The organism is Chloroflexota bacterium (genome assembly GCA_026710945.1).
GTDB lineage: Bacteria > Chloroflexota > UBA11872 > VXOZ01 > VXOZ01 > VXOZ01.
The window spans coordinates 14,262-40,249 of the sequence record JAPOQA010000033.1 but is presented as its reverse complement, the minus strand read 5'-3'; the positions used below and the strand labels follow the sequence as shown (position 1 = coordinate 40,249).

20 protein-coding genes are annotated in these 25,988 nt (G+C 59.8%); 8 read left to right on the top strand and 12 right to left on the bottom strand.

Annotation, left to right across the window (positions count from 1 at the left end; translation table 11 throughout):
• Positions 1-127, top strand: a 127-nt coding sequence (locus OXE05_06875) for an IS5/IS1182 family transposase (protein MCY4437041.1), incomplete at its 5' end; no start/stop codon positions are given.
• A 127-nt stretch (positions 128-254) separates the two neighbouring features.
• Positions 255-1,052, top strand: a complete 798-nt coding sequence (locus tag OXE05_06870) for an SIMPL domain-containing protein (GenBank protein MCY4437040.1) — start codon at positions 255-257, stop codon at positions 1,050-1,052.
• A gap of 411 nt (positions 1,053-1,463) precedes the next feature.
• Here the strand turns inward: OXE05_06870 and OXE05_06865 are convergent, their stop codons facing one another.
• The 5 genes from OXE05_06865 to gatC form a co-directional block, all read right to left on the bottom strand.
• Positions 1,464-2,732, bottom strand: coding sequence for a Glu/Leu/Phe/Val dehydrogenase (locus tag OXE05_06865; protein ID MCY4437039.1), 1,269 nt, complete (start codon positions 2,730-2,732; stop codon positions 1,464-1,466).
• Positions 2,733-2,855: 123 nt separating this feature from the next.
• Entirely contained in the window at positions 2,856-4,322 is a 1,467-nt protein-coding gene (gatB, locus tag OXE05_06860) for an Asp-tRNA(Asn)/Glu-tRNA(Gln) amidotransferase subunit GatB (GenBank protein ID MCY4437038.1), read from the bottom strand.
• Positions 4,323-4,515: 193 nt separating this feature from the next.
• Positions 4,516-5,727 (bottom strand): aminotransferase class I/II-fold pyridoxal phosphate-dependent enzyme, encoded by a 1,212-nt coding sequence (locus OXE05_06855; protein MCY4437037.1) that lies wholly within the window; start codon positions 5,725-5,727, stop codon positions 4,516-4,518.
• The gene (gene gatA / locus OXE05_06850) at positions 5,727-7,202 is read right to left on the bottom strand and encodes an Asp-tRNA(Asn)/Glu-tRNA(Gln) amidotransferase subunit GatA (GenBank protein MCY4437036.1); all 1,476 of its coding nucleotides are present in this window, start codon (positions 7,200-7,202) and stop codon (positions 5,727-5,729) included. Before gatA ends, OXE05_06855 begins: the two co-directional genes overlap by 1 nt.
• A 3-nt stretch (positions 7,203-7,205) precedes the next feature.
• Positions 7,206-7,517, bottom strand: a complete 312-nt coding sequence (gatC, locus tag OXE05_06845; GenBank protein MCY4437035.1) for an Asp-tRNA(Asn)/Glu-tRNA(Gln) amidotransferase subunit GatC — start codon at positions 7,515-7,517, stop codon at positions 7,206-7,208.
• A gap of 245 nt (positions 7,518-7,762) precedes the next feature.
• On the opposite strand from gatC, the gene OXE05_06840 reads away from it, so the two are divergent.
• The 5 genes from OXE05_06840 to OXE05_06820 all read left to right on the top strand — a co-directional run bounded on the left by OXE05_06840 (position 7,763) and on the right by OXE05_06820 (position 13,749).
• Complete coding sequence (locus tag OXE05_06840; protein ID MCY4437034.1) at positions 7,763-8,227, top strand: DNA-3-methyladenine glycosylase I; 465 nt, start codon at positions 7,763-7,765, stop codon at positions 8,225-8,227.
• Between the two features lie 654 nt (positions 8,228-8,881).
• Positions 8,882-10,288, top strand: coding sequence for a substrate-binding domain-containing protein (locus tag OXE05_06835; GenBank protein MCY4437033.1), 1,407 nt, complete (start codon positions 8,882-8,884; stop codon positions 10,286-10,288).
• Between the two features lie 296 nt (positions 10,289-10,584).
• Positions 10,585-11,406, top strand: a complete 822-nt coding sequence (locus OXE05_06830) for a carbon-nitrogen hydrolase family protein (GenBank protein ID MCY4437032.1) — start codon at positions 10,585-10,587, stop codon at positions 11,404-11,406.
• Between the two features lie 2 nt (positions 11,407-11,408).
• Positions 11,409-13,364, top strand: coding sequence for an acetylxylan esterase (locus OXE05_06825; protein MCY4437031.1), 1,956 nt, complete (start codon positions 11,409-11,411; stop codon positions 13,362-13,364).
• Between the two features lie 160 nt (positions 13,365-13,524).
• Positions 13,525-13,749, top strand: coding sequence for a YgiT-type zinc finger protein (locus OXE05_06820; GenBank protein ID MCY4437030.1), 225 nt, complete (start codon positions 13,525-13,527; stop codon positions 13,747-13,749).
• A gap of 535 nt (positions 13,750-14,284) precedes the next feature.
• On the opposite strand, the gene OXE05_06815 is transcribed toward OXE05_06820, so the two are convergent.
• The 5 genes from OXE05_06815 to OXE05_06795 all read right to left on the bottom strand — a co-directional run bounded on the left by OXE05_06815 (position 14,285) and on the right by OXE05_06795 (position 21,952).
• Complete coding sequence (locus OXE05_06815; protein ID MCY4437029.1) at positions 14,285-15,772, bottom strand: sulfatase; 1,488 nt, start codon at positions 15,770-15,772, stop codon at positions 14,285-14,287.
• A 360-nt stretch (positions 15,773-16,132) separates the two neighbouring features.
• On the bottom strand, positions 16,133-17,170 hold the full coding sequence (locus OXE05_06810; protein ID MCY4437028.1) for an NAD(P)-dependent oxidoreductase: 1,038 nt from the start codon (positions 17,168-17,170) through the stop codon (positions 16,133-16,135).
• A 170-nt stretch (positions 17,171-17,340) separates the two neighbouring features.
• Entirely contained in the window at positions 17,341-18,744 is a 1,404-nt protein-coding gene (locus OXE05_06805; GenBank protein ID MCY4437027.1) for an extracellular solute-binding protein, read from the bottom strand.
• Between the two features lie 246 nt (positions 18,745-18,990).
• On the bottom strand, positions 18,991-20,028 hold the full coding sequence (locus tag OXE05_06800; protein ID MCY4437026.1) for a methyltransferase: 1,038 nt from the start codon (positions 20,026-20,028) through the stop codon (positions 18,991-18,993).
• Positions 20,029-20,206: 178 nt separating this feature from the next.
• The gene (locus OXE05_06795; protein MCY4437025.1) at positions 20,207-21,952 is read right to left on the bottom strand and encodes a gamma-glutamyltransferase family protein; all 1,746 of its coding nucleotides are present in this window, start codon (positions 21,950-21,952) and stop codon (positions 20,207-20,209) included.
• 200 nt (positions 21,953-22,152) lie between these two features.
• On the opposite strand from OXE05_06795, the gene OXE05_06790 reads away from it, so the two are divergent.
• Positions 22,153-23,526, top strand: coding sequence for a GNAT family N-acetyltransferase (locus OXE05_06790; GenBank protein MCY4437024.1), 1,374 nt, complete (start codon positions 22,153-22,155; stop codon positions 23,524-23,526).
• A 93-nt stretch (positions 23,527-23,619) separates the two neighbouring features.
• On the opposite strand, the gene OXE05_06785 is transcribed toward OXE05_06790, so the two are convergent.
• Positions 23,620-24,381 carry a glucose 1-dehydrogenase gene (locus tag OXE05_06785; protein MCY4437023.1) on the bottom strand — a complete coding sequence of 254 codons (762 nt, stop codon included), beginning with the start codon at positions 24,379-24,381 and terminating at the stop codon, positions 23,620-23,622.
• A gap of 752 nt (positions 24,382-25,133) precedes the next feature.
• Entirely contained in the window at positions 25,134-25,988 is an 855-nt protein-coding gene (locus OXE05_06780) for an LCP family protein (GenBank protein MCY4437022.1), read from the bottom strand.

The following is a 25,988-nucleotide window of genomic DNA, read 5'->3' as shown; positions in this document are numbered from 1 at the left end:
GGTGGAGAATGGCTTTCGAGACTTCAAGGAATGGCGGGCAGTGGCCACTCGCTACGCCAAAAAGACGGCATCGTACCTGGCTGCCTGCCAGATCCGGGCACTGGCCATTTGGATGAAATTACTTTGACGACACGCCCTAGGATGTTTTCCCTTTGTAAGGCAAGAAAACCGCTTGGGGTCCGCAATAGTCCGTGCGCTGTTGTGAGCGAGCACTATTATATTCAGACATAGGCTCTAAAGAAGGAGTGACCGAAATGCGTTTCACGAAGAAGTTCGTTGGTCTGCTAGCCATCGCGAGCCTACTGCTCTTGGCTGGATGCGCCACCGCGGCGGTGCAGGCCGCGTCCCCGGCGGCGGAAGCCGAAGCCTCGGCAGCGACGGCCTACAACGGCGGCGAAGAGAAATCTCTCGAGCGTAGCATTTCAGTACAGGGTCAAGGCACGGTGAGCGCCAAACCGGACTTGGTCACACTGTCGCTCGGCGTACAGACGACGGGAGAAACCGCAAAGGAGGCACTGGCACTCAACAGCGAGCAGATGACGGGCGTGGTGGCCGCGGTCCTGGACGCCGGGATTGCAGAAGAAGATATTCAGACCTCCGGCATCAACCTCTATCCCGTCTACGAAGACCGCTCCCTGGTGCAACCCGGTGAGCAGCGACAAATCGTTGGTTACCGGGCGTCAAACGATATAAGCGTCAGGGTCCACGATATCGAAAAAGCAGGCTCGGTGCTTGACGCGGCGGTTACTGCCGGCGCCAACCAAGTCGGCGGCGTGCGGTTCGGCTTGAGCGACTCCGAGACCATCGTGACAGACGCGCTGATCGCGGCGGTGCAGAATGCCCAGGCCAAAGCGCAGACTATTGCCGATACGCTCGGCGTAACGCTTGGCTCTGCGCTCGTGGTCAATGAAGAGTGGATTGAAAGACCGGAAGCGAGAGGAGTCGCCTTTGCCGCGGAAGCCGCATTTGACAGTGGCGGTTTTTCCTCACCCGTGCAGGGCGGCGCCGTGAGTGTTACCGCGCACATTCGTGTGACGTTCGCTATCGAGTAACGTGAAACTCCCGCGTGTACGGGCTAAGAACACTTGGCTGGCACGCAGACGACTCCCTCTCCCTGGGGGAGAGGGCCGGGGTGAGGGGATCCTCGCGTAGCTCGCCCCCTTTCCCCTGCAGGTGACTACATGGTTTTGTAGTCGATTCGGTGAGAATGGGTAGGGTGGCAGGGATTCGCCCTCACCCTTACCCTCTCCCCCAGGAGAGGGGACTATTGTACTCTCGGGGAGAGGGGACTATTGTACTCTCTGGGAGAGCGAACTACTGTGCTCTTGGGGAGAGGGAACTACTATGCTCTCGGGGTGAAGGGACTGCAGCGCTACCCTATAGGGAAGGGGAACCCTGCGCTCCCCTTTGTGCAGGAAGTCATAGGTAGTGCGGGATGACTCACGTTCGCCCCACGGGCTTGCTTAGGGATATATTCCGCGGGATAGCGTAGCTTCCGCCACGCGGCTCACACCGACGGCGGACGCTCCCATGCGGAGATCAACGTCATACTTTTCCGCGGTCGCAATGGTCTCCTGTGTGGCGCGGCCTAGAATGCTCTTCAGCCGCCTGCGAATCTGCTCGATTTCCCAGAAGAACGACTGCAGACCTTGCACCCACTCGAAGTAGGAGACGGTGACGCCGCCCGCATTGCAGAGAACGTCGGGGATAACCACAATGCCCCGGTCGCGCAGAATTTCGTCTGCTTCCGGAGTCGTGGGGCCGTTGGCGGCTTCGGCAATAAAGCGGGCGCGAATGTCATCCGCGTTTTCCGCCGTTATCTGGCCGTGGATGGCCGCCGGCACTAAGATATCCACGGGCAGTTCCAAGAGTTCATCGTTACTAATGCGTTCGCCGCCGGGCAGGTCGCTCACCAGCACGCCTTCGTTTTTGATCTGCAGCGCCGCGTTCACGTCAAGCCCACGGGCATTGTAAACGGCGCCGCTGACGTCCGAGATTGCCACCACCTTTGCCCCCTGTGCCGCCAAGAGTTCAGCGGCATGCGAACCCACGTTACCGAATCCCTGAATAGCCACAGTCTTGTCTTCCAACCGCTCCTCTTGGTGGCCGAGCACCTCCTCGACCACATAGGTCACCCCGCGTCCGGTAGCTTCGGTTCTTCCCGCGGAGCCGCCAATCTCCAGGGGCTTGCCGGTCACGACTGCGGGCACAGAGTACCCGCGTTGCATGCTGTAGGTATCCATAATCCACGCCATGATTTGCGAGTCAGTGTTCATATCGGGTGCGGGAATATCGGATTCCGGGCCGATCAGCGTGTATATCTCCGTCGTGAATCTGCGCGTCAGCCCCTCAAGCTCGGTGCGCGAGAGCTGCTTTGGATTGCACGCAACGCCGCCTTTCGCACCGCCGTAGGGAATGCCCACCAGGGCGCACTTCCACGTCATCCACATCGCCAGCGCACGCACTTCCTCGATGTCCACGTCGGGCGCAAAGCGAATACCGCCCTTGGCCGGGCCGCGATTCACGTTATGTTGGACACGATAGCCGGAGAACATCTCCAGTCTGCCGTCGTCCATGCGCACGGGAAAATTGACCGTGAGTTCGCGCTTGGGGACGCGGAGCACCTTGCGCATATCGTCGTCAAGGTGCAAGATTTCCGCCGTGCGGTCAAACTGGTCGAGAGCGATCGAGAGCGGATTAATCCGGTGTTGTTGATCGATAAGCTCGGACATGTACTATGCCTCCTTCTTTACCGGCGTCCCTGCCGGACAAAGCGCACAGCTTAGACTCTTCGTTGAGCCAGACAGCCCATCGCTTTGGCGCTGAGTCTACACCATGAGTCGAACACCACCCGTTTAGACCTGGCGCAACTCTTCTTGCAGCTTCTGATTTACGATGCCGGGGTTTGCTTTGCCGCGCGTGGCCTTCATCACTTGACCGACCAAGAAGCCGACGGCCCGTTTCTTCCCCTGCTTAAAGTCTTGCACAGCGTCGGGGTTTTCCGCAATAACCTGGGCCACGATTTCCCCGAGTGCATCCTCGTCGCTGATCTGTGCCAGACCTTGTTCCTCCACAATATCGCGCGCACTCTTGCCCGTGTCGAACATCTGGTCGAAGACTTCCTGCGCCATGCGGTTGCTGATCTCGCCCGACTCAATCATCATGATCATGTCGGCAAGCGCATCGGGCGTTATCTTGCAGTCGTTGATCTCGCTGCCAGACTCATTAAGGCGTTGCAGCAGGTTGCGAAGCATCCAATTTGCTACGGCCTTCGCATTCTTGGCGCGCGCCGACGCCGTCTCGAAATACCCTGCCAAGTCACGAGTCTGCGTGAGCAGGGCAGCGTCGTAGGCTGAAAGATCGTAGGCGGTCATGAAGCGTTGCTGCTTTGCTCCCGGCAACTCAGGAAGTTTCTCTCTGACTCCCTCCACCCATTCCCGTGACAGTTGCAAGGGCGGGAGGTCCGGTTCAGGAAAGTAGCGGTAGTCATGGGCTTCTTCTTTGGAGCGCTGCGATACCGTCTCGCCTGTAGTCTCTACCCAGCCGCGAGTTTCGGTGACGCGCGTGTCGGTGCCGCTCTCCAAAATGCCGGTCTGCCGCTCTTGCTCAAACAGCAAGGCCCGCTCCACAGCGCGGAATGAGTTCATGTTCTTGACTTCAACCTTGATGTCGCCAAGAGGCGCGTCCGCCGGCCACACCGAGATGTTGGCGTCGCAGCGCATGGCGCCGTCTTCCATGTTGCCGGTGGAAATGCCAAGGTAACGCACGATTTGGCGCAGTTTGCGTCCCAGCGCCGCCGCCTCCTGCGGCGTGGTAATGTCCGGTTCCGTCACTACCTCCATGAGCGGCACCCCGGAGCGGTTGAAGTCAACGAGTGAATATCGTTCGCCGCTTGGTGCCGTCACGTGGGTCGACTTCGCCGTGTCTTCCTCTTGGTGAACTCGCGTAATCCCAATGTTGCGACCGCCATCTTCCTCGTCCAATGCAAGGTTTCCTTCTATGCAAAATGGCAAGTCGAACTGGGAGATCTGATAACCCTTGGGTAGGTCGGGGTAGGGATAGTTCTTGCGGTCGAACTTGGCGAACTCCGGAATCCGGCAATTCAGCGCCATGCCCGTCATCACGATGCACTCGATGACCTTCTCGTTGATGACCGGCAGGGCACCGGGTAGGCCAAGACAGACAGGGCAGACGACGGTATTCGGCGGATGGGCGGCGTACTGCGCGCTGCACGCGCAGAACATCTTGCTCTCCGTCAAGAGCTGCACGTGGAATTCCAGACCGATAACGGTGCGGTATTTTTCTGCTACGGCAGTTGCCATTTCTTCTGCTCCCACGCTGACGCAGAGTCTGCCCCGTACTCGATACGGGGTTACAAACCTACGCCACCTGACGTGTCTTATTTTCTCTGAAGCACAGGTTACAAACCTGCGCTACCGGACGGCCCATTCTCACTGAATTACAAAGTTGTGTCACTCATTGCACATGGCCGTTAGCGACACGCGAATGGCTACTCTACACTTGCGCGCGCTTGACGAAATTCGCGATTCGTTCTAGCGCTACTTCAATGTCGGCGGTCGGCACGGCATAGCACATGCGCACGTGGCCGTCGCCGCACGGGCCGAAAGCATCTCCCGCCACACAGGCGACGTGCTCTTCCTGTAACAAGCGTTCCGCAAACTCCTGGGACGAGAGTCCGGTCGAACGTATGCTGGGGAAGCAGTAAAACGCGCCGTCCGGCTCCACGCAGTCAAGCCCCATGTCATTCAAACCGTCAACGATGAGCGTACGCCGCTTGGTGTACTCACCGAGCATCTGCTCGATGTCGGCTTCGCCGTGCCGCACGGCTTGCAGGGCCGCGTACTGGCTCATGGTCGGCGCGCACATCAGCACGTACTGGTGCACCTTCATGATGTATTCCAACACCGCGCTCGGCGCGGCCACGTAACCGATGCGCCAGCCGGTCATGGCGTAGGACTTCGAAAAGCCGCCGAGCAGGATGGTGCGGTCCCAGGCCCCGGGGAGAGCGCTGACGCACGTGTGCTCCATCGTGTAGGCAAGTCGCCCGTAGATCTCGTCGGAGAGCATGATGAGATTGTGCTTGCGAGCCAGGTCGACAATCTGCTCCCACTCCGCGCGGGGCAACATGGTCCCGGTCGGATTTGCCGGAAAGCCCAGTAACAATGCCTTGGTCCGCGGTGTGATCGCCGCGCTGATTTGCTCTGCGGTGATGCGGAAGTTGGTTTCCGCCGAACTGTTTATGCCAACCGGCTCACCGCCGGCGAATGTTATGCACGGTCGGTACGAGACATACGCGGGCTCCGGCACGATTACCTCATCGCCGGGATCGATCACGGCGCGCAAGGCAATGTCGACTGCTTCACTCACGCCGGCGGTAATGAGAATCTCCGTCTTTGGATCGTAGTCGGCACCATAGTGTTTGCTGAGATATTCCGCCACTGCCTCTCGTAACTCGATGATTCCGTAGTTCGAGGTGTAGTGCGTCTCGCCCTGGCCGAGCGAGTCTACTCCGGCTTGCAAGATATGTGCAGGGGTCACAAAGTCGGGCTCTCCTACACCGAGCGAGATGACGTCGTCCATGCTCGCAAGTATGTCGAAGAACTTGCGAATGCCGGAGGCCGGCACCTGTCGGACGCGGGACGACATCCTACCGGTAACGTCGGCCTCAGTGGCCGGGCCTGTGCCTGTGATAGAGGATGCGGTCATTACTGTGGTGCTCCTTGAGAGAGGGCAGGTTTGTAGCGGTTGCCGCTCGCTTGTTCGTAGGCGTACGCCAGTCGCAAGAGCGTTGACTCGTCGAACGGCTTACCAATGAATTGCAGCCCGACGGGTAGTCCCTGCACGAGTCCGCACGGCTGGGAAATGCCGGGCAGGCCCGCGACGTTGCAGGGCAAGGTGTACAGGTCAGACAAGTACATGCTAATTGGGTCGTCAACCCGTTCGCCAATCTTGAAGGCAACGGTTGCGGACGTGGGGCACACGATGGCGTCTACACGCTCAAACGCCTGCTGGAAGTCCGCCGCAATCAATGTACGTACCTTCTGCGCCTTCAAATAATAGGCGTCGTAATAACCGCTGGAGAGCGCGTGGGTGCCGACGAGAATGCGCCGCTTCACCTCGGAACCAAAGCCCCGGCCCCGTGTGCGGCTGTACGCTTCCCACATCGTCTCTGCTTCCTGATCTGAGTATCCATATTTGATGCCGTCGTAGCGCGCCAAATTCGCGCTGGCTTCCGCCGGGGCGATAATGTAATACGTGGCGAGCGCATGGTCGGTGTGGGGCAGAGAAACGTCCTCAACCGCAACACCTAAACCAACCAACTGATCTATAGCCTGGCGAACCGACTGTTCGACTGCCGGGTCGGTGCCTGCGCCAAAATACTCACGCGGTACCCCAATCCGCAGTCCGCTGACATCCTGCTTCATCTCTTCCCGCCAGTTTGGCACAGTTTGGGGGGCTGACGTGGCGTCACGCGGATCATGGCCGCAAATCGCTTCCAGCACCATGGCGCAGTCGGTGACGTCCTTCGTAAACGGTCCGATCTGGTCCAGCGAGGAAGCAAACGCGACGAGACCATACCGTGACACGCGCCCGTACGTCGGCTTCATGCCAACCACGCCGCAAAGGGCGGCTGGTTGCCGGATCGAACCGCCGGTGTCGGAGCCCAACGAAAAGATTGCTTCGTCAGCAGCAACCGCCGCTGCCGAACCGCCGCTGGAACCGCCCGGTACCCGATCGGTGTCCCACGGGTTGCGCGTGGTGAAGAAGGCTGAATGCTCCGTGCTGGAACCCATGGCAAACTCATCCATGTTGGTCTTGCCCACCAACACGATGCCCTGTGCATTCAGCTTCTTCATGACCGTGGCATCATACGGGGGAATATAGTTTTCCAACATACGCGATGAACACGTGGTGCGCACACCCTTCGTGCTCATCACGTCCTTAATGGCGGTCGGAATACCCAACAGGGGCGGCGCGCCTGCACCGACCTGCGCGCGGCGTTCATCAGCCGACATAGCCTGCGCGCGAGCCCGGTCCGCAGTCACGGTGACGAAGGCTTGTACCCGCTCGTCCACAGCCTCGATTTGTGACAAGACCGCCTCAGTGAGCTCTACAGACGTAGTCTCACCACGGCTAAGCAGGTCTTGGGCCTCATGGACGGTCAGAGCAGTGAGGTTCACAGACTAGAAATCCAGGATGGCACGCACGCGGAACTGATCGCCCTCGCGGTCCGGCGCATTGGCCAGCACCTCTTGTTCCGTTAGCGATGGTTCGACCGCGTCCGGCCGCATGACGTTTATAAGGGGGATCACTTGCGCAGTCGGGGGAATCTGCTCAGTGTCCAAGGCACTAAGCTTCTGAAAGTGTTCAAACACTGCGCTAAGCTGATGTTGGAAGCGCTCCTCCTCTTCAGGGGAGAGCGCCAGCCGAGCCAAGTCAGCCACGTGCTGAACATCGGCTCGCGTTATAGTATCTGCGTCTTCTGCTGCTTTCACAACGGCTTTGCCTTTCGTAGGTTCACCTCGATTATACCGATTTCATGGGCCTACCCACAAGGAATGCCAGGCATGACCGTGACTGTGGGTTTCTCATCGCCCGGCTTCTTCCGAACCTCACGAAGTATGCGACCTCTCCAGCATTGCTGTCCGTCTAACGGTCTGGCATACTGCACGAATTGCTGAAGACACTCTTTCAATGGCGAGCGGTTTCCTTGCCATTCCAAACGTCCGGAGAGGGCATCATGGAAGCTCCGCAGAAAATAGAACCGCAGTCTCTTGCCGACTATCTCGAAGTCATGTGCAAGGCAGTCTTCCACAGCGGCATGTCGTGGGCCGTGGTGGAAGCAAAGTGGACCGACATCAAAGCGGCTATGCGCAACTTCGATCCGGTTGCGATTGCCTTCTTAAGCGAGAAAGAACTGGATGATCTGGCGCAGGACAAACGCGTCATCCGCAACCGCCGCAAGCTGGCGGCCATCATAAAGAATGCACAGACGATGCGCGACCTGGAAGAGGAACACGGGAGTTTTCAAAACTACCTGCGCTCGCATGGCGGTTTCGAGCCCACCGTCAAGGACTTGTGCAAGCGCTTCGGCTTCCTCGGCGAGACCGGCGCATACTACTTCCTCTGGGTCGTCAACGAGGACGTGCCGTCATACGAAGAGTGGTGCGCCTCCCGCGGGCGCCAACCGCATGCCACCGGCTAGAACCCCGGCTCACATGCCTCCGGTAGCGCAGGTTTGCAGCCTGCGCCCATTTGCACGACACCTTGTGGCGGCTTGTACTCAACTGTGGCGGTCGCAGTGACAACCATTGGTGTCTGTTCCTTGCTTCTTGGTCCACCGTAGCGCGGGGGCTTGTCCCCCGCTTCTTGCCCTACCGTAGCGCGGGGGCTTGTCCCCCGCCAGAGCAAAGGGAAACAGGCACGAAAAGGATTGACCTTACAGGAACGCAGGTTGCAAACATGCGCTACCGGGGATATGAGGCGTGGTGCTCGGCGACATTATGTTTAATGTGAAAACATTGGGGCTTGTCCCCCGCCTCTTGCCCTACGGTAGCGCGGGGGCTTGTCCCCCGCCTCTCAATCTACCTCTGCGCCGGGGCTGGCTCCCCGCCTCCTGACGCAATCTGCGACTCATTCCGGGCTACTGCTATGATTTCCCATCGCCGCGTGCTGCAAAACGAGAGTGCCGGAACCACTCCGCGTCGGTCACGGTCACAGGGCCCCCATCGGCGCCATCGTCCCGCCTCTTCTCTGATGCGAAACGGCTAGCTCCCCAGGCCCTTGACACTATACACCCGCTTATTTATTGTTTATCCAGGTTCACACCTCCATAGTACCGAAAGAGGAGATAGTAGCTATGGATACGGGCAAGTCTACTCACGTGTTTTCGCGCCGGCGTTTTCTCGCCGGAGGTGCAGCAACAGGCGGATTCTTGCTGATGGCTGCGTGTGGTGGTGGAAGCACAGGCGAAGCCATGCCTAAGGAGGAGATGGCGGAAGGTGAGGCGCCCAAAGAGGAAGCCAAGCAGCCTGAGATGGAAAAGGTCACCTTGGTCTTCCGCGACTGGCGCCAGCCAGGCCGCACGGCGACGACATGGGAAGTCTGGTTCACCTGGGCGGATGAAACCTTCCGCGAAGCGAATCCGCAGGTAGAGGCGGTAGAGTATTCGCACGTACCCTTTGGCGCGGAGTATATTCAAAAGCTTACGACGGAATCCGCTGCACGCGTTACCGCCGACGTGGTGCATAGCTCCATCATATGGGGACGTGACCTGTGGGATAACGACATCCTCATGGATCTCACCGCACACGCCGCCACGACCCCGGACGTTGGAGCCGACCAGTTCATGCCCAGCGCCAATCCCTATCGCATTGCGGATGGCAAAGTCTTTGGCCTCTCTTTCTGGGGCCCGGACTCCTACGTGATGGTGATTAATCAGGACCACTATATAGATGCGGGTCTTGATCCCAAAGGCGAGGACCAGTTGACCTGGGAAGGCTTGGCCGCAACCGTGGAGAGGCTCTCCCGCAAGGACTCCGGCGGCAATTACTCTCGCATCGGCTTTACCTATCACATTCCCGGCATGCCCGAGTTTGCCGCCTGGCTTTACGCAAACGGCGGCGAAATGCACAACGCCGAGCTCACTGAAGCCATCTTCGACACTGCCCAGGCGCTGGAAGTAGCGGAGCACCGTCAGATCCAGCACGTGCGCTACAAGGACCGAGTTGAAGGCTTCCCGGGCAGTAACCTAGACATTCTCAAGGGAGGCCAAGGGTCCGGCATCTCCTGGGGTACCTGGGCCGCCTACTATGTCCGCGACGAATTCCCCGAAGACTTCAATTTCTGGATGGTGCCTATGCCGCAGGGGCCAAGCACCGATGGTACGACCAGTGGCGCGACCTGGATCAACATGATGGTTGTGCCTGACGGTACGTCAAATCCAGACTTGGCGTTTGAATTCAGCCGCTTCACGTGCGGCCTGGAGGCACAGGTGCAGAAGCTGCTCCTCGTCAACCAGGTCTCGCCGCGATTGGACTTCTACAACACGCCGGAGTGGACGAAAGCGGTGGAGGACCTGCCACAGCTCGGCGTCGTGCCCGACGTCGGTGCGAGAGGCAAGGCCTATCCGTTCTTTAGGCGCTACACGTCAGCCAATGAGCAATGGCAGATCGTACGCGATGCCATGAGCGGTGAGAGCGAACTCGACCTGCGCGGCGCTCTGGCCGAGACCGTCAAGCTCATCTCCCAGGAGCTTGAAAGTTAGGCAAGGATTAAGGTCTCTCGTTCACGCATCAGCGAGAGCACAAACCTAGCCAATTGCAAACGGAGAGGCGGCGAACTTGCCGCCTCTCCGTTTGGTTTTTCGATTGGCTAGTCTAGCCTGTCGCACAGCGCGCTGCGACAGGCTCAGCGAGAACGGCACATCATCAATCCCATTCGGCTTGAGTAGTTCGGAGAGTTCACACGCTTACGTTCGCCCTGAGCTTGTCGAAGGGTGTATCCTTGCTAACGGATGGGATAGAGCAGGAGACTCTCAGGTCTAAGGCGGGAGGCGCGACCATGTCCTTCAAACTTGCTGTTGTTCAGATGGATTGCGTGCTCGGCGACGTGGCCGCCAACCTTGCGCGCGCCGACAGCCTCGTGGCAGCCGCCGCGGCACAAGGCGCAACCGTGGCCGTGCTGCCGGAACTCGCGACCACCGGGTACTTCGTCGGCGACCGCATCGGCGCGCTGGCGGAGCCAATCCCCGGTCCGACCACCGACGAGCTCGGCCGGATCGCGCAGCGCCACCGGTGCTACGTCGTGGCCGGCATGATCGAGCAAGGCCAGGACTGCTTCTACAATAGCGCCGTCCTGCTCGCCCCGGACGGCAGCCTGCACGGGGCCTACCGCAAGGTCCACCTCTTTTCGGCTGAACGAGAGGCCTTCACTCCCGGCACCGAGCCGGCCCTGTTCGACATTGGCGGTACCCGCGTGGCGCTGACGATTTGCTACGACCTCATCTTCCCCGAGTACATCCGCCGTCTTGTCCTGGAAGGCGCTGAGGTCATCCTGAACAGCACCGACTGGATCACCAACGACTGGCAGCGCGGCCTGGGCTGGAGCGGCACGGTGGTAAGCGGCCTTGTGGCCACGCGCGCCTTGGAGAACACCGTGCACGTGGCCATGGCCGACCGCGTCGGCGTGGAAGAGGGCTGGAAGAGCCTGGGACACTCCTGCATCGCAGCCCCGTCAGGCGGGTTTCTCGCCAAAGTCGACGAGGGCGAAGGGGTAGCCGTGGCGTCGCTGGAGCTCGACCACCCCGATTGGCAACAGTGGCGCACCGTAGCCACCTATTTGGACGACCGTCAACCAGATCTCTACATACCGAAAGAGGCGTAGCCGTGGACATTCGCACCTACCTTTCCAACGAAGCCAGGCGTATGCATGGGGAATCCTTGCAGGACTTGCCCGCGCCGGAAGACTGGGCGCAGGCCCGTGTACAATGGCAGGCGCAGTACTACGAAATGATGGGCATCACCTCCCACATGGCCTTGGCGGAGCGCCCGCCTTTGAACATGTGCGTGACCAAGGAAACGCAACGGGACGGTTACCGCATTCAGAACGTCTACTACGAAAGCCTGCCCGGACTCTATGTGACCGGCAACCTCTACTTGCCGACGAATGTCGACGGCCCCGTGCCCGGCGTCCTCTATGTCTGCGGCCACGCGCAGAAGCAGAAGGAGCACTATCAGGCGCATCCCCGCAAATTCGCCCAACTCGGCTTCGCCTGCTTGCTCGTGGAAACGATCCAGCTTGGCGAGATAGAGGGACACCATCACGGTACGTGCCATCGTGGCTGGTTCAATTGGTTCAGCCAGGGCTACACCCCCGCCGGTGTGGAACTCTGGAACGGCGTGCGCGGCCTTGATTTGCTGGCGTCATTGCCGGAAGTGGACAGCGCGCGCCTGGGTGTCACCGGCATCTCGGGCGGCGGCGCGGTAAGCTGGTGGATTGCCGCGGCGGACGAACGCGTGAAGGTGGTAGCGCCAGTCTGCGGTACCGCTACGTTTGCTTCCCACGTGTGCGAGCGCACGCTAGACGGCCACTGCGACTGCATGTTCTTCGTCAACGCCTATGGCTGGGAGCTGGCCGACGTGGCGCGACTCATCGCGCCGCGCCCTATGCTTATCGGCTCCGCCAATCGCGACGGTATCTTTCACATCCGCTCAATCCGCGAGACCTTTGCGGGAATCAAGCAGATCTACGATCACGTGGGCGCGAGCGAGAACACTATCTTGATCGAGACGCCCGGCGGCCACTCCTACCACGCCAACTCGCGCCGCGGCATCTTCTCCTGGTTCCTGCGCCACCTGGCAAATAAGGACGTATCGCCGGAGGCAGCAGGCGACATTGACGACCGTCCTGAAGTGCAAGAGGATGCCGCCACGCTCCGCGTTTATCAAAACGGCGTGCCTACGTCCGAGCGCGTCACGACTATTCACGAGGACTTCTTCACGCTGCCGGAACTGCCGACTATTGCGAATGCAGACGAATTGGCAGCCGTCCGCGACAAGGCGCGCGCCAAGCTTGCAGAGATGTCGTTCAGACACTTCCCCAGCACGCCAGGTTCTCTAGACGCGGAGGTCGAATACGAGACCGGGCGCGGCGATGCGGTCGCTGGCGGCAGGTTTGCCTACACGTCGGAAGGCGGCTGGCGGCTGCACGGGTCTTGGACTCTGCCGGAAGCAGATGCCGATGCACCGGCCGTCGTCGCGCTGCGTACGCCCCACGAGCAACGCCGCGCCACGGAAGACTGGCTGCAAGGCCTCGATAGCTCCTGGGCACGGGTGGTGGCAGAGCCGCGCGGCACCGGAGACAATGCCTGGGGTACGGAACTTGATTGGCACGTGCGCCGGGCGTGTATGCTTCTCGGCCGCACCGTGGCGTCGATGCAGGTCTACGATACGCTGCGCGCCTTGGATGCCGTTGCACACCTGCCCGGTGTGGATAGCTCGCGGCTGGCGTTGGCCGGTCGCGGCCAGATGGCAGTAGTAGCGCTCTACGTGGCGCTGCTCCACGGCAACTTAGAAGCGCTCATTCTGAGCGATCTGCCGGAATCGCTGGCCGCGCATTCCAGCCCTGACGGCACCGGCATCGCCAGCGAAATCCTGTTTGCGCTCCAACACGCCGACCTGCCCCAAGCCGCAGGCCTCCTCTGGCCCATGGAACTAGTCTTCTTGGGTCCACGTCCCGGCACCTTCGGCTGGACGGAGGATCTCTATAGCCGCCTCGGCACCCCCGGCGCGATACGGCATGTGATGAATCTTGGGCAATGGCAGCCTAGCATCACGGGATAGATGTTGGGCGTTTTCAAACTACTTGCTTTAACGGAAGTGGGTGGTATGGGCGGGTCTTGCATGTCGTTTGCACGACGGCTCTTCCCATTCTCGTCATAATTACCGTATATGAACCTACGTCGCCCAAGTGGGTAACCCCATGGCAGAGAGGGCAAGCGACATGAAATGCAGCATTCAAGGCTGTCCTGGTGAATACGAAGCGAAACGCATCGTACACACCGTGCGGCGCGAAGGGCAAGTAATTGTCATCGACCACGTGCCGGCTGAGGTGTGTGCAATCTGTGGCGACACGCTGCTCCATCCAGACACAGTGCGCAAGGTCGAAACGCTCATACAACAAAAGGGTCAGCCGGCGAGCAGCGTCCCCTTGTATGAGTTCGCATAGAGTGCGCACGCGCCAATAGGGCGCGAATTGCTGGGCAAGAGTGAGGCGCTGCCGCTCAGTCGCGGAGCCCGCCAAAGGAATAATGCCTGTTGAGTGGCTAGTCAGACGTATCCAACTCTCTCGCGCCTGCTAGCGGCGTGTTGTCCTCCGTCACTCTTTTTCTAACCCCCCTCCTGGAATCCCTACTGCCCACGCGGCCCCTGCCGGGCCTGAAGTCAAAGGATCGTCACTCCGGCTTTCGCCGGAGTCCAGGCAACAACCGGCGGAGGACAGGATGGATTCCCGCCCACGCGGGAATCACCATGGCTTTGCCCAGGCCGCACAAGGGAATGAAAATGAACTCCGATCTCTCCGTTCGTGCTGAGGGCTGCGCGAAGCCCTTGTCGAAGCATGAAGGGAGAGATGAGTGTCGCAAGCTCTTAACCGCTTCCGCCGCTCACCCTTCGACAAAGCCTGTGCTGAGCCTGTCGAAGTACTCAGGGCGTACGGCAAGACCGCTTTTTCATGGCAATGACGAACGCACGCGCGCTGATGGTTATGGCCGCTTGTGCGGTACCACGTGGCCTGCCGGGTTCGGCCACTGGAATGGGCCCTCTTGCATGTTTTCCAGAGCGCTGAGCACCGTTTGCGGGCCCTCTTGGGCCACCTTCTTCAGCGGATCAGGCCAGCCCTGGAGTTGCTCCTCTTCCCACTGCCAGAGGCGGTATTCCAGGTCCCGCGTGACTGCGGGGTTGGCATCCGCCACGTTGGCTTCCTCACGCGGATTATTCGCCAGATCAAAGAGCTGAGTCAGCGGCCAGTTCATCAAACCGCCGTGGTAGCTCTTGATGAGCTTCCAGTCGCGCCCGTCCGCGGCGTCGATGGTGCGAATCGCCCGCTGTGCCGACCATAGGCCGTGCTCCAAGTACACGTAGTCGCGTCGCGGCTGCGGTTCCGGCTCGCCCCGCATCATCTCCAGGAGCGAGCGCCCCTGCCAGCGTGCCGGTGTTTCCAAATCGGCAACCGCGCATAGGGTCGGGCCAAGATCCAGCGTATAGCCCGCCGCATCTACTACCGTGCCCGGCCGAATCCCGCCCTGCGGCCAGCGCGCGAGCATCCAGATGTGGGCATCGGTCTCGTAGACGCCCCAGTGGTCGCCGTAAACGCTGTGTTCGCCCTGATTCTCGCCGTGATCGGTAGCGGCAATGATGAGGGTATCATCCAGAATACCCACTACCTTTAACGCATCCAGCAGCCTCCCGACGTACTCGTCGCAATAGGCGATCTCGGCATCGTACATCGCCATCCAGTAATCGAAATCTTCCTTGCCCCGGATGCGGTGCGAACCGGCGGAGTTCGGCATGTGAGCGTAGCGCTCGGCGTCATCTTTGATCCGCTCGTCGGACGGCCAGTCAGGCGGCGGGTAGGTAAGCATCTTGTCCACATACGCTTGCGGTGCTTTGTACGATTGGTGCGGGTCCCAGTAGTGGACGTAGAGGAAGAAATCGTCCTGCGCGTGGTCTAGCAGCCAAGCCAGTGCATGCGCCGTAATCTCCGGCGCTTCCACGTTGCTGTGCCCCAAATGCCACTGCGGACGGTAGTACGCATTCCAGCCCATGCGGAACCAAGACGCCTGATCGCCAAACGTCGAGACCACCGCCGTACGCAAGCCTGCCTCCCCTTTCTGCTCAGCCAGATACTGCTGCACCTGCGGCGCTCGACTGCCGATGGGAGGATACGTCGGTCCGGCGTAGCGGGCGTCTTGTTCCCAGGGCTTCGTGTCCAATTCGCCTGCCGGCCGCCCGTAGTCGCCAATGGATTGCGCCCGCTCGCCGTGAGTGAGCAGTCCAGTCTTGATACCCCAACGTCCGGTGAAGATGCTCGCCCGCGCCGGCACACACGGCGTATCGGCGGCATACATGTTGGTGAAGCGCGCGCCTTCCCACGCCAGCCGGTCTAGGTTCGGCGTGGTCGGCCGCTCGTACCCGTAGCAGCCCAAGTGATCACGGCGCAGGGAATCAATGTCGATGTAAAGTACTTTCATCTTCGACTCTTCTTAGCACCCAGTCCAGTTTATGTAGGCCTCAGTCCCATTTATGTCATTTCGAGCGCAGCGAGAAATCTAGTAATCCATGCACTCTAGTGGTTCAACAACTTAGTCTTAAAGCATAGCCGAACTTAGCGCGATACCTCGATAACGTCGCGTACGGCGCAGGTCGCAAACGTGTCCTGAGCACTTCGGCAGGCCTGTGCTGAGCCTGTCGAATGGCCTGCGCTACCGGATGCCTGGCAGCGACACCAGGGTCCGCGCCATGTATCAGCACTCCGCCGGTCACATCGTAGCGCGGGGGCTTGTCCCCCGCCTGGAATGGAACCTAATGCGCTGAAGCCAATAGATTCCCGTCTACGCCGGAATGACCGTTGTCTCCTTGCCTTCACGCAGCGCCACCGCATCGGCGATCATACGGTGGAAGTCATGCTGCGGGGCATAATTCACCCGCGACTTCGCCGCACTGTTATCCGCCCAATACTGCCAGCAGGCCGGCGCTTCCCAGTCCAACACCGGCAGGCCCAATAGATCGCTGAGCACTGGCGTCGCTTCACTGAATGGAATGGCGTAGGGACCGTGCATGTTCAGAGTCGCACCGACCCCGCCGTCCTCTTCCAATGCTTGCATGATGCCGTGCACCACGTCCCGGGCGTCGGTGCGTTGCCACAGCCAGGGGTTGCCGTCGCGGTCGTGGTAGTTGACCAGCAGCTTGCTGGGATCGTCCGTGCGCTGCTTCACCGCCTCATCCAGCTTGGCAAGGTTCTCCGCCATTTCGGGGTGATGCAGCGGACCGCATTGGGCGTGGTTCGCCTCGCGATACTGTTGCGCCGCCAAGCCTGCGGCCCAACCGTTGAATATCTCCTCACCCGCCAAAATTGCGCCGGGGCGTATGATCGTGGTCCTCAGTCCGTACTCGCGCCGGTAGTGCTCCACCATTTCTTCGTTGAGCACTTTGATCATGCCGTACTCTTTGATCGGCAGGCGCGGGTGTTGCTCGTCCACCGGGGCGTAGAGGAGCGACGGCATGGGGTAGACCGTATCACTGCTGATGTGCACAAACCGGTGCAGCTTTTCGCCCTGCTCAGCCACCGCCTGCAACAAGCGCATGGTGCCGGTAGTGTTGATGTCGTAGTACGTGAACTTCTCCATGGAGGGCGGTCGCGACATGACGCACGCGGTGTGGACTACGGCATCCACTCCCACCGCCGCCTTGGCGATGCCATCAGTGTCATCCAGCCCCACGTTTGCGATCTCAACATCAAAGGCATCGAGCTTGTCCTCCTTCGGGTCGCCCGGAAAGACCATGCCCCGCACCTGATGACCCCGCGCGAGCAACTCTTTCGTTAGGTTCGTACCCACGCGTCCCGATGCACCTGAGAGCAGTATTCTCACCGGCCTAACTCCTTAGTTTCTTGCTTGTTTCTGGGTCGATAATACGCAAGCCGCGAACTGGACGCAATGCGACGGCATATAGAGTTGAGCCGCCCCTTGCGCCTAATGGCGCGTGAGGGGCGGCCCATAACGGTCACAAACCAGTGCGGTTCGTATCCTACATGCGAACTTTACTGAAGCACCGAGTTCGCCAACGATTCGTTCAGCACTTCCTGAGCCAACTGATCGGCCTCTTTAAGCGCCTCTTGGATGGTCGTTTCCTTCTTGAAGATGGTCTGTGCCATGGTGTTGTGAATGCCGATCAGGCCGATGCCGCCCGGCGCTCCAACGACGAAACCGGCAACCGCCATCGAGTCCACGGCCTCCTTGCGCAACGGATCGCCCTGGATGAAGTCCTCGCTGTTGGCTACGGACTTGCGCATGGGCAGCCGGCTCTTACCCAAAGCGTGGCGGAGGTCTTGCGGCGCCTCGAAGAGCCACTCGATAAACTTAAAGGCCTGCTCCGGATTTTTGGAGCCGTTGGGGATGATGTTGTCGCCGCAGCCGCTATACGTCACGGTATTGCCACCCGGCGGCAAAGGCACCGGAGCTGCGCTGTATTCGAGCTTGTCGAAGCCCGCTTTGTAGTTGGGCTGGTGCGGCGTGTCATAGATCGTATAGATCATGCTGGCGCCGCGGTCGGTGAAGACAATCCGGGGATCGACATCGCCTCGGAATTCATCTGCCGCCAAGAAGCCATCCTGCAAATCATAGATGCGGAGCATGTGCTCGAACGCGGCCACCGTTGTCTCATTGTCGAGCGTCGAGGTGCTGTCGTCCGCACTAATAATGGCGCCGCCCAACTGCCAGACCGCCACCATCCAACACGCGAAGATACTGCCGGGGCCCCAATGCGGGACGTAGCCAAGCTGGGAGAGTTTCGCGCCGTCTTTCTCCACCAGCCTGCCGATGGCTGAGTAGAGGTCATCCCACGTGGCGGGCGGATTCTCCGGGTCCAGACCGGCCTCGATCAGGTTTTCGTGGCCGATGAAGAGCGTGCGGGCGTCGGGCGTAAAGGGCATCCCAAACTGGCGCCCCTGCCAAACGGCATCATTCAGGATCTCTTCCCACATATCGCCGGTATCTATGGTGGCAGAGGCCTTGACCATTTCGGTCATCTCCGATGCCAGGCCACCGTGGGCAAGGGTCTTGATGGTGAAACGCGGCGCGAATGACATATCGGGCGCGGCGTCGGCCGCCACCGCAGCAGGCAGTTTCTCAAACGTCTCGCTCCACGGCGTAGGCATGGTGTTGATGAAGATTGCGTCCTGCATCGAGTTAAACTCGTCGCGCAGTTCCATTCCCACGCCCTCGGTGAATGAGGCCCAGAAACCGTTGAGCGACCAGAAGTCAACCTGCACGGTCTCCATCTTGGGCGCTTCCGCCTCGGCTTCCTTCTCTTCCATCTCCGGCGCTTCTTCCACCGGCGCGGCTACCTGCCCACACGCGGCCAAGAGTCCCACACTTCCAAGCATACCGGCGCCAATGCCAAGCATCCGCCGCCGGGTCACGTTCACGTCCGTTGACTTGTACATTCTTTGTCTCCTTTAGCAGTTCTGGGTAAACACGTCTAAGCAGTGAGTTTGCTGTGAAGCGGCTGCACCAACGTCTTTGCTGTATTGAAAAAAGTTCAGCAAGAAGTGTGCCTGCCGCATTGAGCGTTTTCCAAGTCCCTCCTTCCTCGATAGTCCTTTACTTGCCCTGCATCATATCAATTGACTAGCAGCACGACAAGTGAGCAACGGGTCGGGATTACCCATCTAGTGTGTGCCGAAATTCGGCTAGGCAGCCGTGCCTTCGACGATACTCACCACGGCATGCGTGGGAACAACCCGGCTAAGGGAAAGACCGCCTTGGGCAAAGAGTTCCACGTATTCTTCTTCCGTGCGTTCACGCCCGCCGGAGGTCAGCGCGAGCATCACCACGTCCCAGAGCTTGCTGTTCGACGGCTCATTGCCCGGCGGCATCACGCCTTCTATAACGAGCACCCGGCCACCCGCCGTCATGGCGTCGCGACAGTTCCGCAGGATCACCGCAGACCGCTCATCGTCCCAGTCATGGATGATGTGCTTGAGGAGGTAGACGTCGCCGCCAGCGGGAACGCCCGTGAAAAAATCGCCGCCATCAACCCGGCAGCGACTGCCGAATTCCGAGGCTTCAAGCTCCGCTCTGGTAGCATCAACCACATTCGGCCGGTCGTAGAGAATGCCGTCGAGCGCGGGATAGGCTGCGAGGACTTCGGTCAGCAGGCGACCGTGACCGCCCCCCACGTCCACCACGGTGCCGAAACCGGAAAAGTCATAGGCAGCACAGACACCGGCGGCCTCGAAGCGCGAAAGCGCCGTCATCGAGTTATTGAAGTCAGTTGCCGCGTCGGGGTTTTGTTCCATGAAGTCGAAGAGCGAAAGCCCACAGGCAAGGTCAAATGCCGGCTCGTTCTTTTCGACACTGTAGAGCAGATGCGCCCACGCCCGGTTGTACCACTCGCTGCCGTGCACGATCGCGTAGTCGCGGAAGGAACAAGGCGCATCCGCTTGCAGCAGTTCCGCCATGGGGGTGAGCGCAAACTGCCGCGGCTCCAATTCCACAAACACATCCAAACTTGCCAAGAGACGCAAGACGCGATAGAGCGCCTCCGCGCTCGTCTCCGTCTCTGCAGCGAGTTCATCCACAGTTTGCGGGCCGTCTGCCAACAGGTCGGCAATACCCAGCTTTGCGGCGACAAACAAACACTGCGTGGTGGCCTTGCCCCACACCAACTGTTGCAGGCGGGGCACAAGCGCTGGATCAGGATATGATTCAGGCCATTCAGGCGTCACGAAAAGTCTTCCTGTACTGCAAGACAAAATGACCACACGCCGGGCTCGGTTCCGTCATTCCCGTGGAAACGGGAATCCATCTTCGTCTTTAGCAATTTGCTATCGAGACTATGCATTAGCCGCAGTTGTACCTTTGGCCATCTTTAGGTAGCTTTGCCGCCCTGCGTCAATAATCCTTCTACCGCCCCATGGCGTAGGGGACCATCGTCCGCGGAGATGCTCCACCTTCAATCAGACCGGTATCCGGATCGAAACGAACACCCGTGACCTGGCCGTGCGCCCAGTCCCCTCCCACGACGATCTCATGGCCGCGCACCTCGAGCGCGGCGCGTGTTTCTGCTGAAATGCGGCCCTCCACCACCACTCTCTTGGGATAGGCGGCGCGGGGGTAGAACGAACTGGGGAAGTGCATGGTATGAAAAGACGGGGCCTCAATCGCTTCCTGTAGATTCATACCGAAATCCACCACGTTGAGAAAGAACTGTAGCGTCCATTGGTCCTGCATGTCGCCGCCGGGCGTGCCGAAGACCATATGCGGCCTGCCGTCTTTCATTGCCAGCGAAGGTGTCAAGGTCGTGCGGGGACGCTTCCCCGGCATGAGGGCATTGGGATGGTCCTTATCGAGAGAGAACATCTGCCCGCGTGTGCCCAACGGGAAGCCGAGACCCTCAACAACCGGCGAGGACGGCAACCAACCTCCGCTCGGCGTGGCGGAAAACATGTTGCCTTCCGCATCGATAACGTCCAAATGGGTCGTATCAAAGGCGTAGAACGCCGGGTCGCCTGGCAGCGTTTCCAAGGTCTGCGGCGGCAGGCCGCCGGGCCGCAGTTCGGCGGAAGCCGCTGCCGGATCAATCAACGTGCTGCGCTCCGCGGCGTACTCTTTGCTCAAGAGCCGGTCAAACGGAACGTGCACAAATGCCGGATCGCCGTAGTACGTCTCGCGGTCTGCGAAGGCCAGCTTCGCCGCCTCGACCACGGTGTGGATATACTCAGGTGAATTGTGGCCCAAGCCCGCCAGGTCGTATTGCTCCAGCAGTGTGAGTTGCTGTAAGAAGACAGGTCCTTGGCACCAAGGACCGCATTTATAGACGTCAATGCCTCGATAGTTGACCGTGACAGGCGGCTCAACCTTGGTGCGGAAGGCGGCGAAATCCTCCGCAGTAATCAGGCCCCGGTGCGGCTCACCGCTGGCGTCAAGAATCTCCGTGTTCGCTGCAAAGTCAGCAGCCTTTGCGGCCACGTCGCCGCGATAGAAATAGTCGAGGGCAGCGCGTAACCCCGCTTCCCGCCCGCGATGCTGCTCTCGCATCTCCACGTCTATGGCTGCTTGAAAGGTGGCCGCCCAGGTCGGCTGCCGCCACAGCGAGCCAACTTCCGGTACCGCGCCGTTATTTAGAAATGCCTCGGCCGACGTCGGCCAGCGGGTGCGAAATTTCTCCGCGTGGGTTGCAAGTGAGCGGCTCAATTCCGCATACATGGGAAAGCCGTCGCGGGCCATGTCCACCACCGGGCCCAACGTCTCCTTGAGGCTCAGTCTCCCATACCGCAGCAGCGACGTAACCCACGCGCCAAACGCGCCCGGCACCGTGGCCGGCAAGAAACCGTCACCTGGAATGAGGTCGATGTTCTGCGCGCGAAACCACTCGATGGTTGCTCGCTTTGGCGCCATGCCCTGGCCGTTAATGGCAACAGTCTGCGGGCCGTCAGCGGCGGCGCGGTGAATGAGAATTGGACTCTCGCCGCCGATGCCGTTCGAATGGGGCTTCAGAAGATTGAGCGCAAAGCCGGCCGCCACACCGGCATCTATGGCATTCCCACCGTTTTCCAGCACCCGCATTCCAATTGCCGTCGCCAGGTAGTGCCCCGTCGTCACCACGCCGAACGTACCCGTGATTACGGGGCGTGTGGTAAATTCTGCCATGAGTTTCGGTAACTCCTTTGCCGCCAAGAACGTGCGGATCGCTCAAATTCTAAGTTTGGCCGGCCAGCCGACCGTTTATTGCGAGTTCCACCATTTAGATACTGCACAAAACGTAGCACGACAATCCTCAATCCGCAAACACAGCCGCATGTAGCCAGTGTATTCTCATCAATGGTACGATTGGGCGAGCAACCTACCGAGTGACCGACCTATGCGTTCTCATGAAGCCGCCAAACACTTCGCCATTGCCCCAGACACCCCTCGACCTCGGCGACAACTTGCGCCTGCGCTTTGCCGTGCCTGAAGACTTCGACGCCTTGGTCGACTACATCGAACGCGTGCCCGAATACAGTTCGCCCGCTGACCCCGTGGCCGAGTGGGCCCACGAGCTCATGTCCGGCAAACATCCGACGACCAGAGCAGGTGACTTCACCGTGGTCGAGGATACGCGCACCGGCAAGATCGTCTCGTCGCTCTGCATCATCCCGCAGACCTGGTCATACGGGGGCATTCCGTTCGGCTGCGGGCGCATTGAGCACGTGGCCACGGACCCGGCCTATCGCCGACGCGGCCTGGTGCGCGCGCAGATGGACGCCATCCACGGGCTCAGCGCGTCAAAGGGTGAGTTGATGCAGTCCATCACCGGCATCCCCTGGTACTACCGCCAATTCGGCTACGCGTATGCCATCGATCTTTACTACGGCCGCAAAGTACGCGCACCGCTGCCCGACACGAAACACACCTCGCGCTATCGCGTCCGCCCTCTACGCGAGTCCGACCACGCGTTTGTGCGTGCCGTCTACGATCATGCCGCCCGGCGGCAACTCTTTAGCGTGGTGCGCTCCGACGCGCATTGGGAATGGGAGCTCGCCGGCCGCTCTCCCGACAGCGAAGTCTACCGGCCGTGGCTCATCATCGAGGACACGGCGCAAACACCGGTAGGCTACATCCAGCACCACCCGTTCGCCGCCAAGCCCGGTCCTTGGCTTCTCTCGGTGCGCCAATGCGCGCTTGCGCCGGGCATCAGTCACCTTAACGTGGCGCCGGACCTGCCGCCGGCACTCTCACGGCATGTTCATTCGCTCTGGAACACGGATGGGGAAGATGAGCGCGCGCAGCCGGGATTGATAGAGTTCGTTTTGGGCCGCGATGACCCCGTTTACGCCGGCCTGCCGGACTCGGTCCGGTCTTCAAGTTGGGGGTACGCCTGGTATATTCGCATTCCCGATCTGGCGGCGTTTCTGCGCCACGTGCGCCCGGCATTGGAGCGGCATCTCCTCGGTACGCCTGCGGAAGGCTACTCCGGTACGCTGACGTTGGACTTCTTCCGCGGCGGTCTGCGGCTCGCGTTTGCAGAGGGACGGATTGCTGACGTCGCTGCTCTGAACCACAGTGAAGTTGAGCCCAGCGACGCCTGCTTCCCGGACTTGACCTTCCTCGAACTGCTCGGCGGACGCCGCAGCTATGCCCAAATCAAAGAGAGCGATCCTGATTGCCGCGCATCGGACAAGGCGCAGGTGCTGCTGGCCGCGCTCTTCCCATCTTTCACGGGGAACCTCTGGCATTCGGACTAGACAACGAGGCATTGGCTGCCGGTAGAGCGGGGGTTATTCGGCAGTGAGTTACTACTGGAGCGGCTGCCACGACAGGCTGGCGCACCCTGTGTTCTACTGCGCCGTGTAGCCGCCGTCCACCGGCAGCGCGGCTCCGGTCACGAACGATGCCGCATCGGAACAGAGCCACACCACCACTTCAGCAACTTCCTCAGGACTGGCAAACCGGCCGTTCGGCTGCGAAGCCAAGAGTCTATCGCCGACCTGAGGATTGCGCGTTACCAACGTCTCCAACATGGGGCTGAAGACCGCGGCCGGGCAGACGCAATTCACGCGGATGTCGTGGGGAGCGTATTGGAGCGCCGCCGTTTTCGTCAGACCCACCACGCCGTGTTTGCTGGCGGCGTAAGCCGGACTGTGCTGGCTGCCCACCAGGCCCGCCACTGAAGACACATTAACTATTGCCCCACCGCCCGACTGCATTATGGCGGGAATCTCGTATTTCATGCTGAGCCACACACCCTTGAGATTGACCCCCATCACGTCGTCCCAGTCGTCTTCCGTAAAGTCGATCATTGCGGCTCCGCTGCCGAGCACGCCGGCATTATTGAATCCAAAGTCTAAGCGTCCGTAGGTTTGCGAGGCAACAGACACTACTTTCTCTACGTCGGTGGACGAACTCACGTCTGCCTTGTGGAATGCGGCCTCCCCACCGCTCTTCGTAACCAGTTGTGCCGTTTCTTCCCCGCCCTGCACATCAACATCCGCAAGCACCACACGAGCGCCTACACGCGCAAACGCCAAGGCGGCAGCGCGGCCAATCCCGGATGCCGCGCCTGTGACCAACGCGACCTTGTTTGTAAATGGACGTTCCACGCTAATGTTCCTTGCGCCGTCTGCTAATGATCTTGCTTGCAATGCAATGCGATGAGCGCGCAGCCCGGACTGCCATTCCTATGACAATAGAACACCGAGCTCCGTCATTCCCGCGCAAAGCCTGTCCCGTACCCCAATACGGGGCAGGAATCCATCTTCGCAACTTCAAGCACTCGTCATCTGCTTGGGAGTACCAAAGCATCCACACGTGCTCCATGATCGCGTTCGAAAGAACATGTCGCGGGAGATAAATATGGAATTAGGAGATACGGATTTGTCTGTGCAGATGCAAGACGCCACGCGTACCTCACCCAGATCGGCTCCTCGATCTGTCATTCTTGAAAGTGTTGAGTAATTCGTTGACAGAATTCGCTTTCCCGTAGAAAGCGCTACAAGGCCTTGTCATTCCGAGCGTAGCGTCGAACACTGTTCGCGGAATCTAGGGTCCATGCTCAACACTCTTTCAGGGCCTCAGCACTCTAGATTCCGCGCAAAGAGCGACACTCCGCTGCGCTTCGTTCGGAATGACATGTGTGCTAGTCATGTCTAACACTGCGAAAGGTTGCTTTTGTTCTCAAATCTGTCAACGAATTACCTGACACTTACAGGAATGACAAGAAGCTCAGCCTTGCGAAAGTATCAAGTCTCTAACTACTAATCCCGGATAATTTACCCAGGACTGATTCCTCAATGTCACACACAAGGGATACGCAGTCTAGCTCTCCGTCACTATGCCGCGACGGCTCAGGATTCTAATCCGTATTGCCGAACATCTCCCCAATTATGGGACGCACAAGCCCCCAGTTAGGCAGCAATACCTGCGCGCCGCCATCCGTTACATAGTCGTAAACCAAGGGCGGCTCGATAACGCGGGCATTGATCGGTACATCGTTAAGCAAATAGAGATCACGCATGAGAATGAGCTGCTCGGCAACCGTAAGATCGGTCTCAACTAATTCATTGAACCGCTGGAGGAGCAGTGGGAATATGACGATCATTTCGTCCGTAAAGAGTCCGGCGCGCGCAGAAGTGATGATGTTCTGCTGGCGGCCCATCCGTTTGAAGTCGTTGTCCGGATGCCGCGTGCGCGCATAGATTAGGGCGGTAGCGCCGTCCATGTGCTGTAAGCCTGCGGGAATGACAATGCGTGTGTATCCGTAATCAAACGTTGGATACAAGTTGTCGATCAGGGTCTTGGCAACCAAAACCTCAACACCGCCAAAACTATTGATAAGCGCCGTAAAGCCGGTAAAGTCAATTGCCGCCACCGCATGTACGGGCACGTCGAAAACCGATTCAACGGTCTGGCGCGCCAACTCCGGGCCGTTTGACTCGTAGTACTCGCCGAGAAAGTACGAAGCGTTGATACGGTTCCATCCATAGCCGGGGATGGTAACCCATAGATCGCGGGGTATTGAGAGAAGGGAAAGCGTGCGGGAATTGCGCTCGATGCTGAGCAGCATGATGACGTCGCTGCGCGAATACTCTTGTGGCTGCCTACGATCGAGACCAACCAGCAAGATCGTGAAGCGGTCTCCCGACCGCAAGTCAGGTCGGACAGTCTCGGCCCGGGCAGTCTCCCCGGTGAAGGGACCGAGTGCGCTCAA

Excerpts from the sequence above, each read along its gene's own strand:
- OXE05_06870 (MCY4437040.1), top strand. The coding sequence starts at position 255 with ATGCGTTTCACGAAGAAGTTCGTTGGTCTGCTAGCCATCGCGAGCCTA.
- OXE05_06865 (MCY4437039.1), bottom strand. The coding sequence starts at position 2,732 with ATGTCCGAGCTTATCGATCAACAACACCGGATTAATCCGCTCTCGATC.
- gatB (MCY4437038.1), bottom strand. The coding sequence starts at position 4,322 with ATGGCAACTGCCGTAGCAGAAAAATACCGCACCGTTATCGGTCTGGAA.
- OXE05_06855 (MCY4437037.1), bottom strand. The coding sequence starts at position 5,727 with ATGACCGCATCCTCTATCACAGGCACAGGCCCGGCCACTGAGGCCGAC.
- OXE05_06840 (MCY4437034.1), top strand. The coding sequence starts at position 7,763 with ATGGAAGCTCCGCAGAAAATAGAACCGCAGTCTCTTGCCGACTATCTC.
- OXE05_06835 (MCY4437033.1), top strand. The coding sequence starts at position 8,882 with ATGGATACGGGCAAGTCTACTCACGTGTTTTCGCGCCGGCGTTTTCTC.
- OXE05_06830 (MCY4437032.1), top strand. The coding sequence starts at position 10,585 with ATGTCCTTCAAACTTGCTGTTGTTCAGATGGATTGCGTGCTCGGCGAC.
- OXE05_06820 (MCY4437030.1), top strand. The coding sequence starts at position 13,525 with ATGAAATGCAGCATTCAAGGCTGTCCTGGTGAATACGAAGCGAAACGC.
- OXE05_06815 (MCY4437029.1), bottom strand. The coding sequence starts at position 15,772 with ATGAAAGTACTTTACATCGACATTGATTCCCTGCGCCGTGATCACTTG.
- OXE05_06805 (MCY4437027.1), bottom strand. The coding sequence starts at position 18,744 with ATGTACAAGTCAACGGACGTGAACGTGACCCGGCGGCGGATGCTTGGC.
- OXE05_06795 (MCY4437025.1), bottom strand. The coding sequence starts at position 21,952 with ATGGCAGAATTTACCACACGCCCCGTAATCACGGGTACGTTCGGCGTG.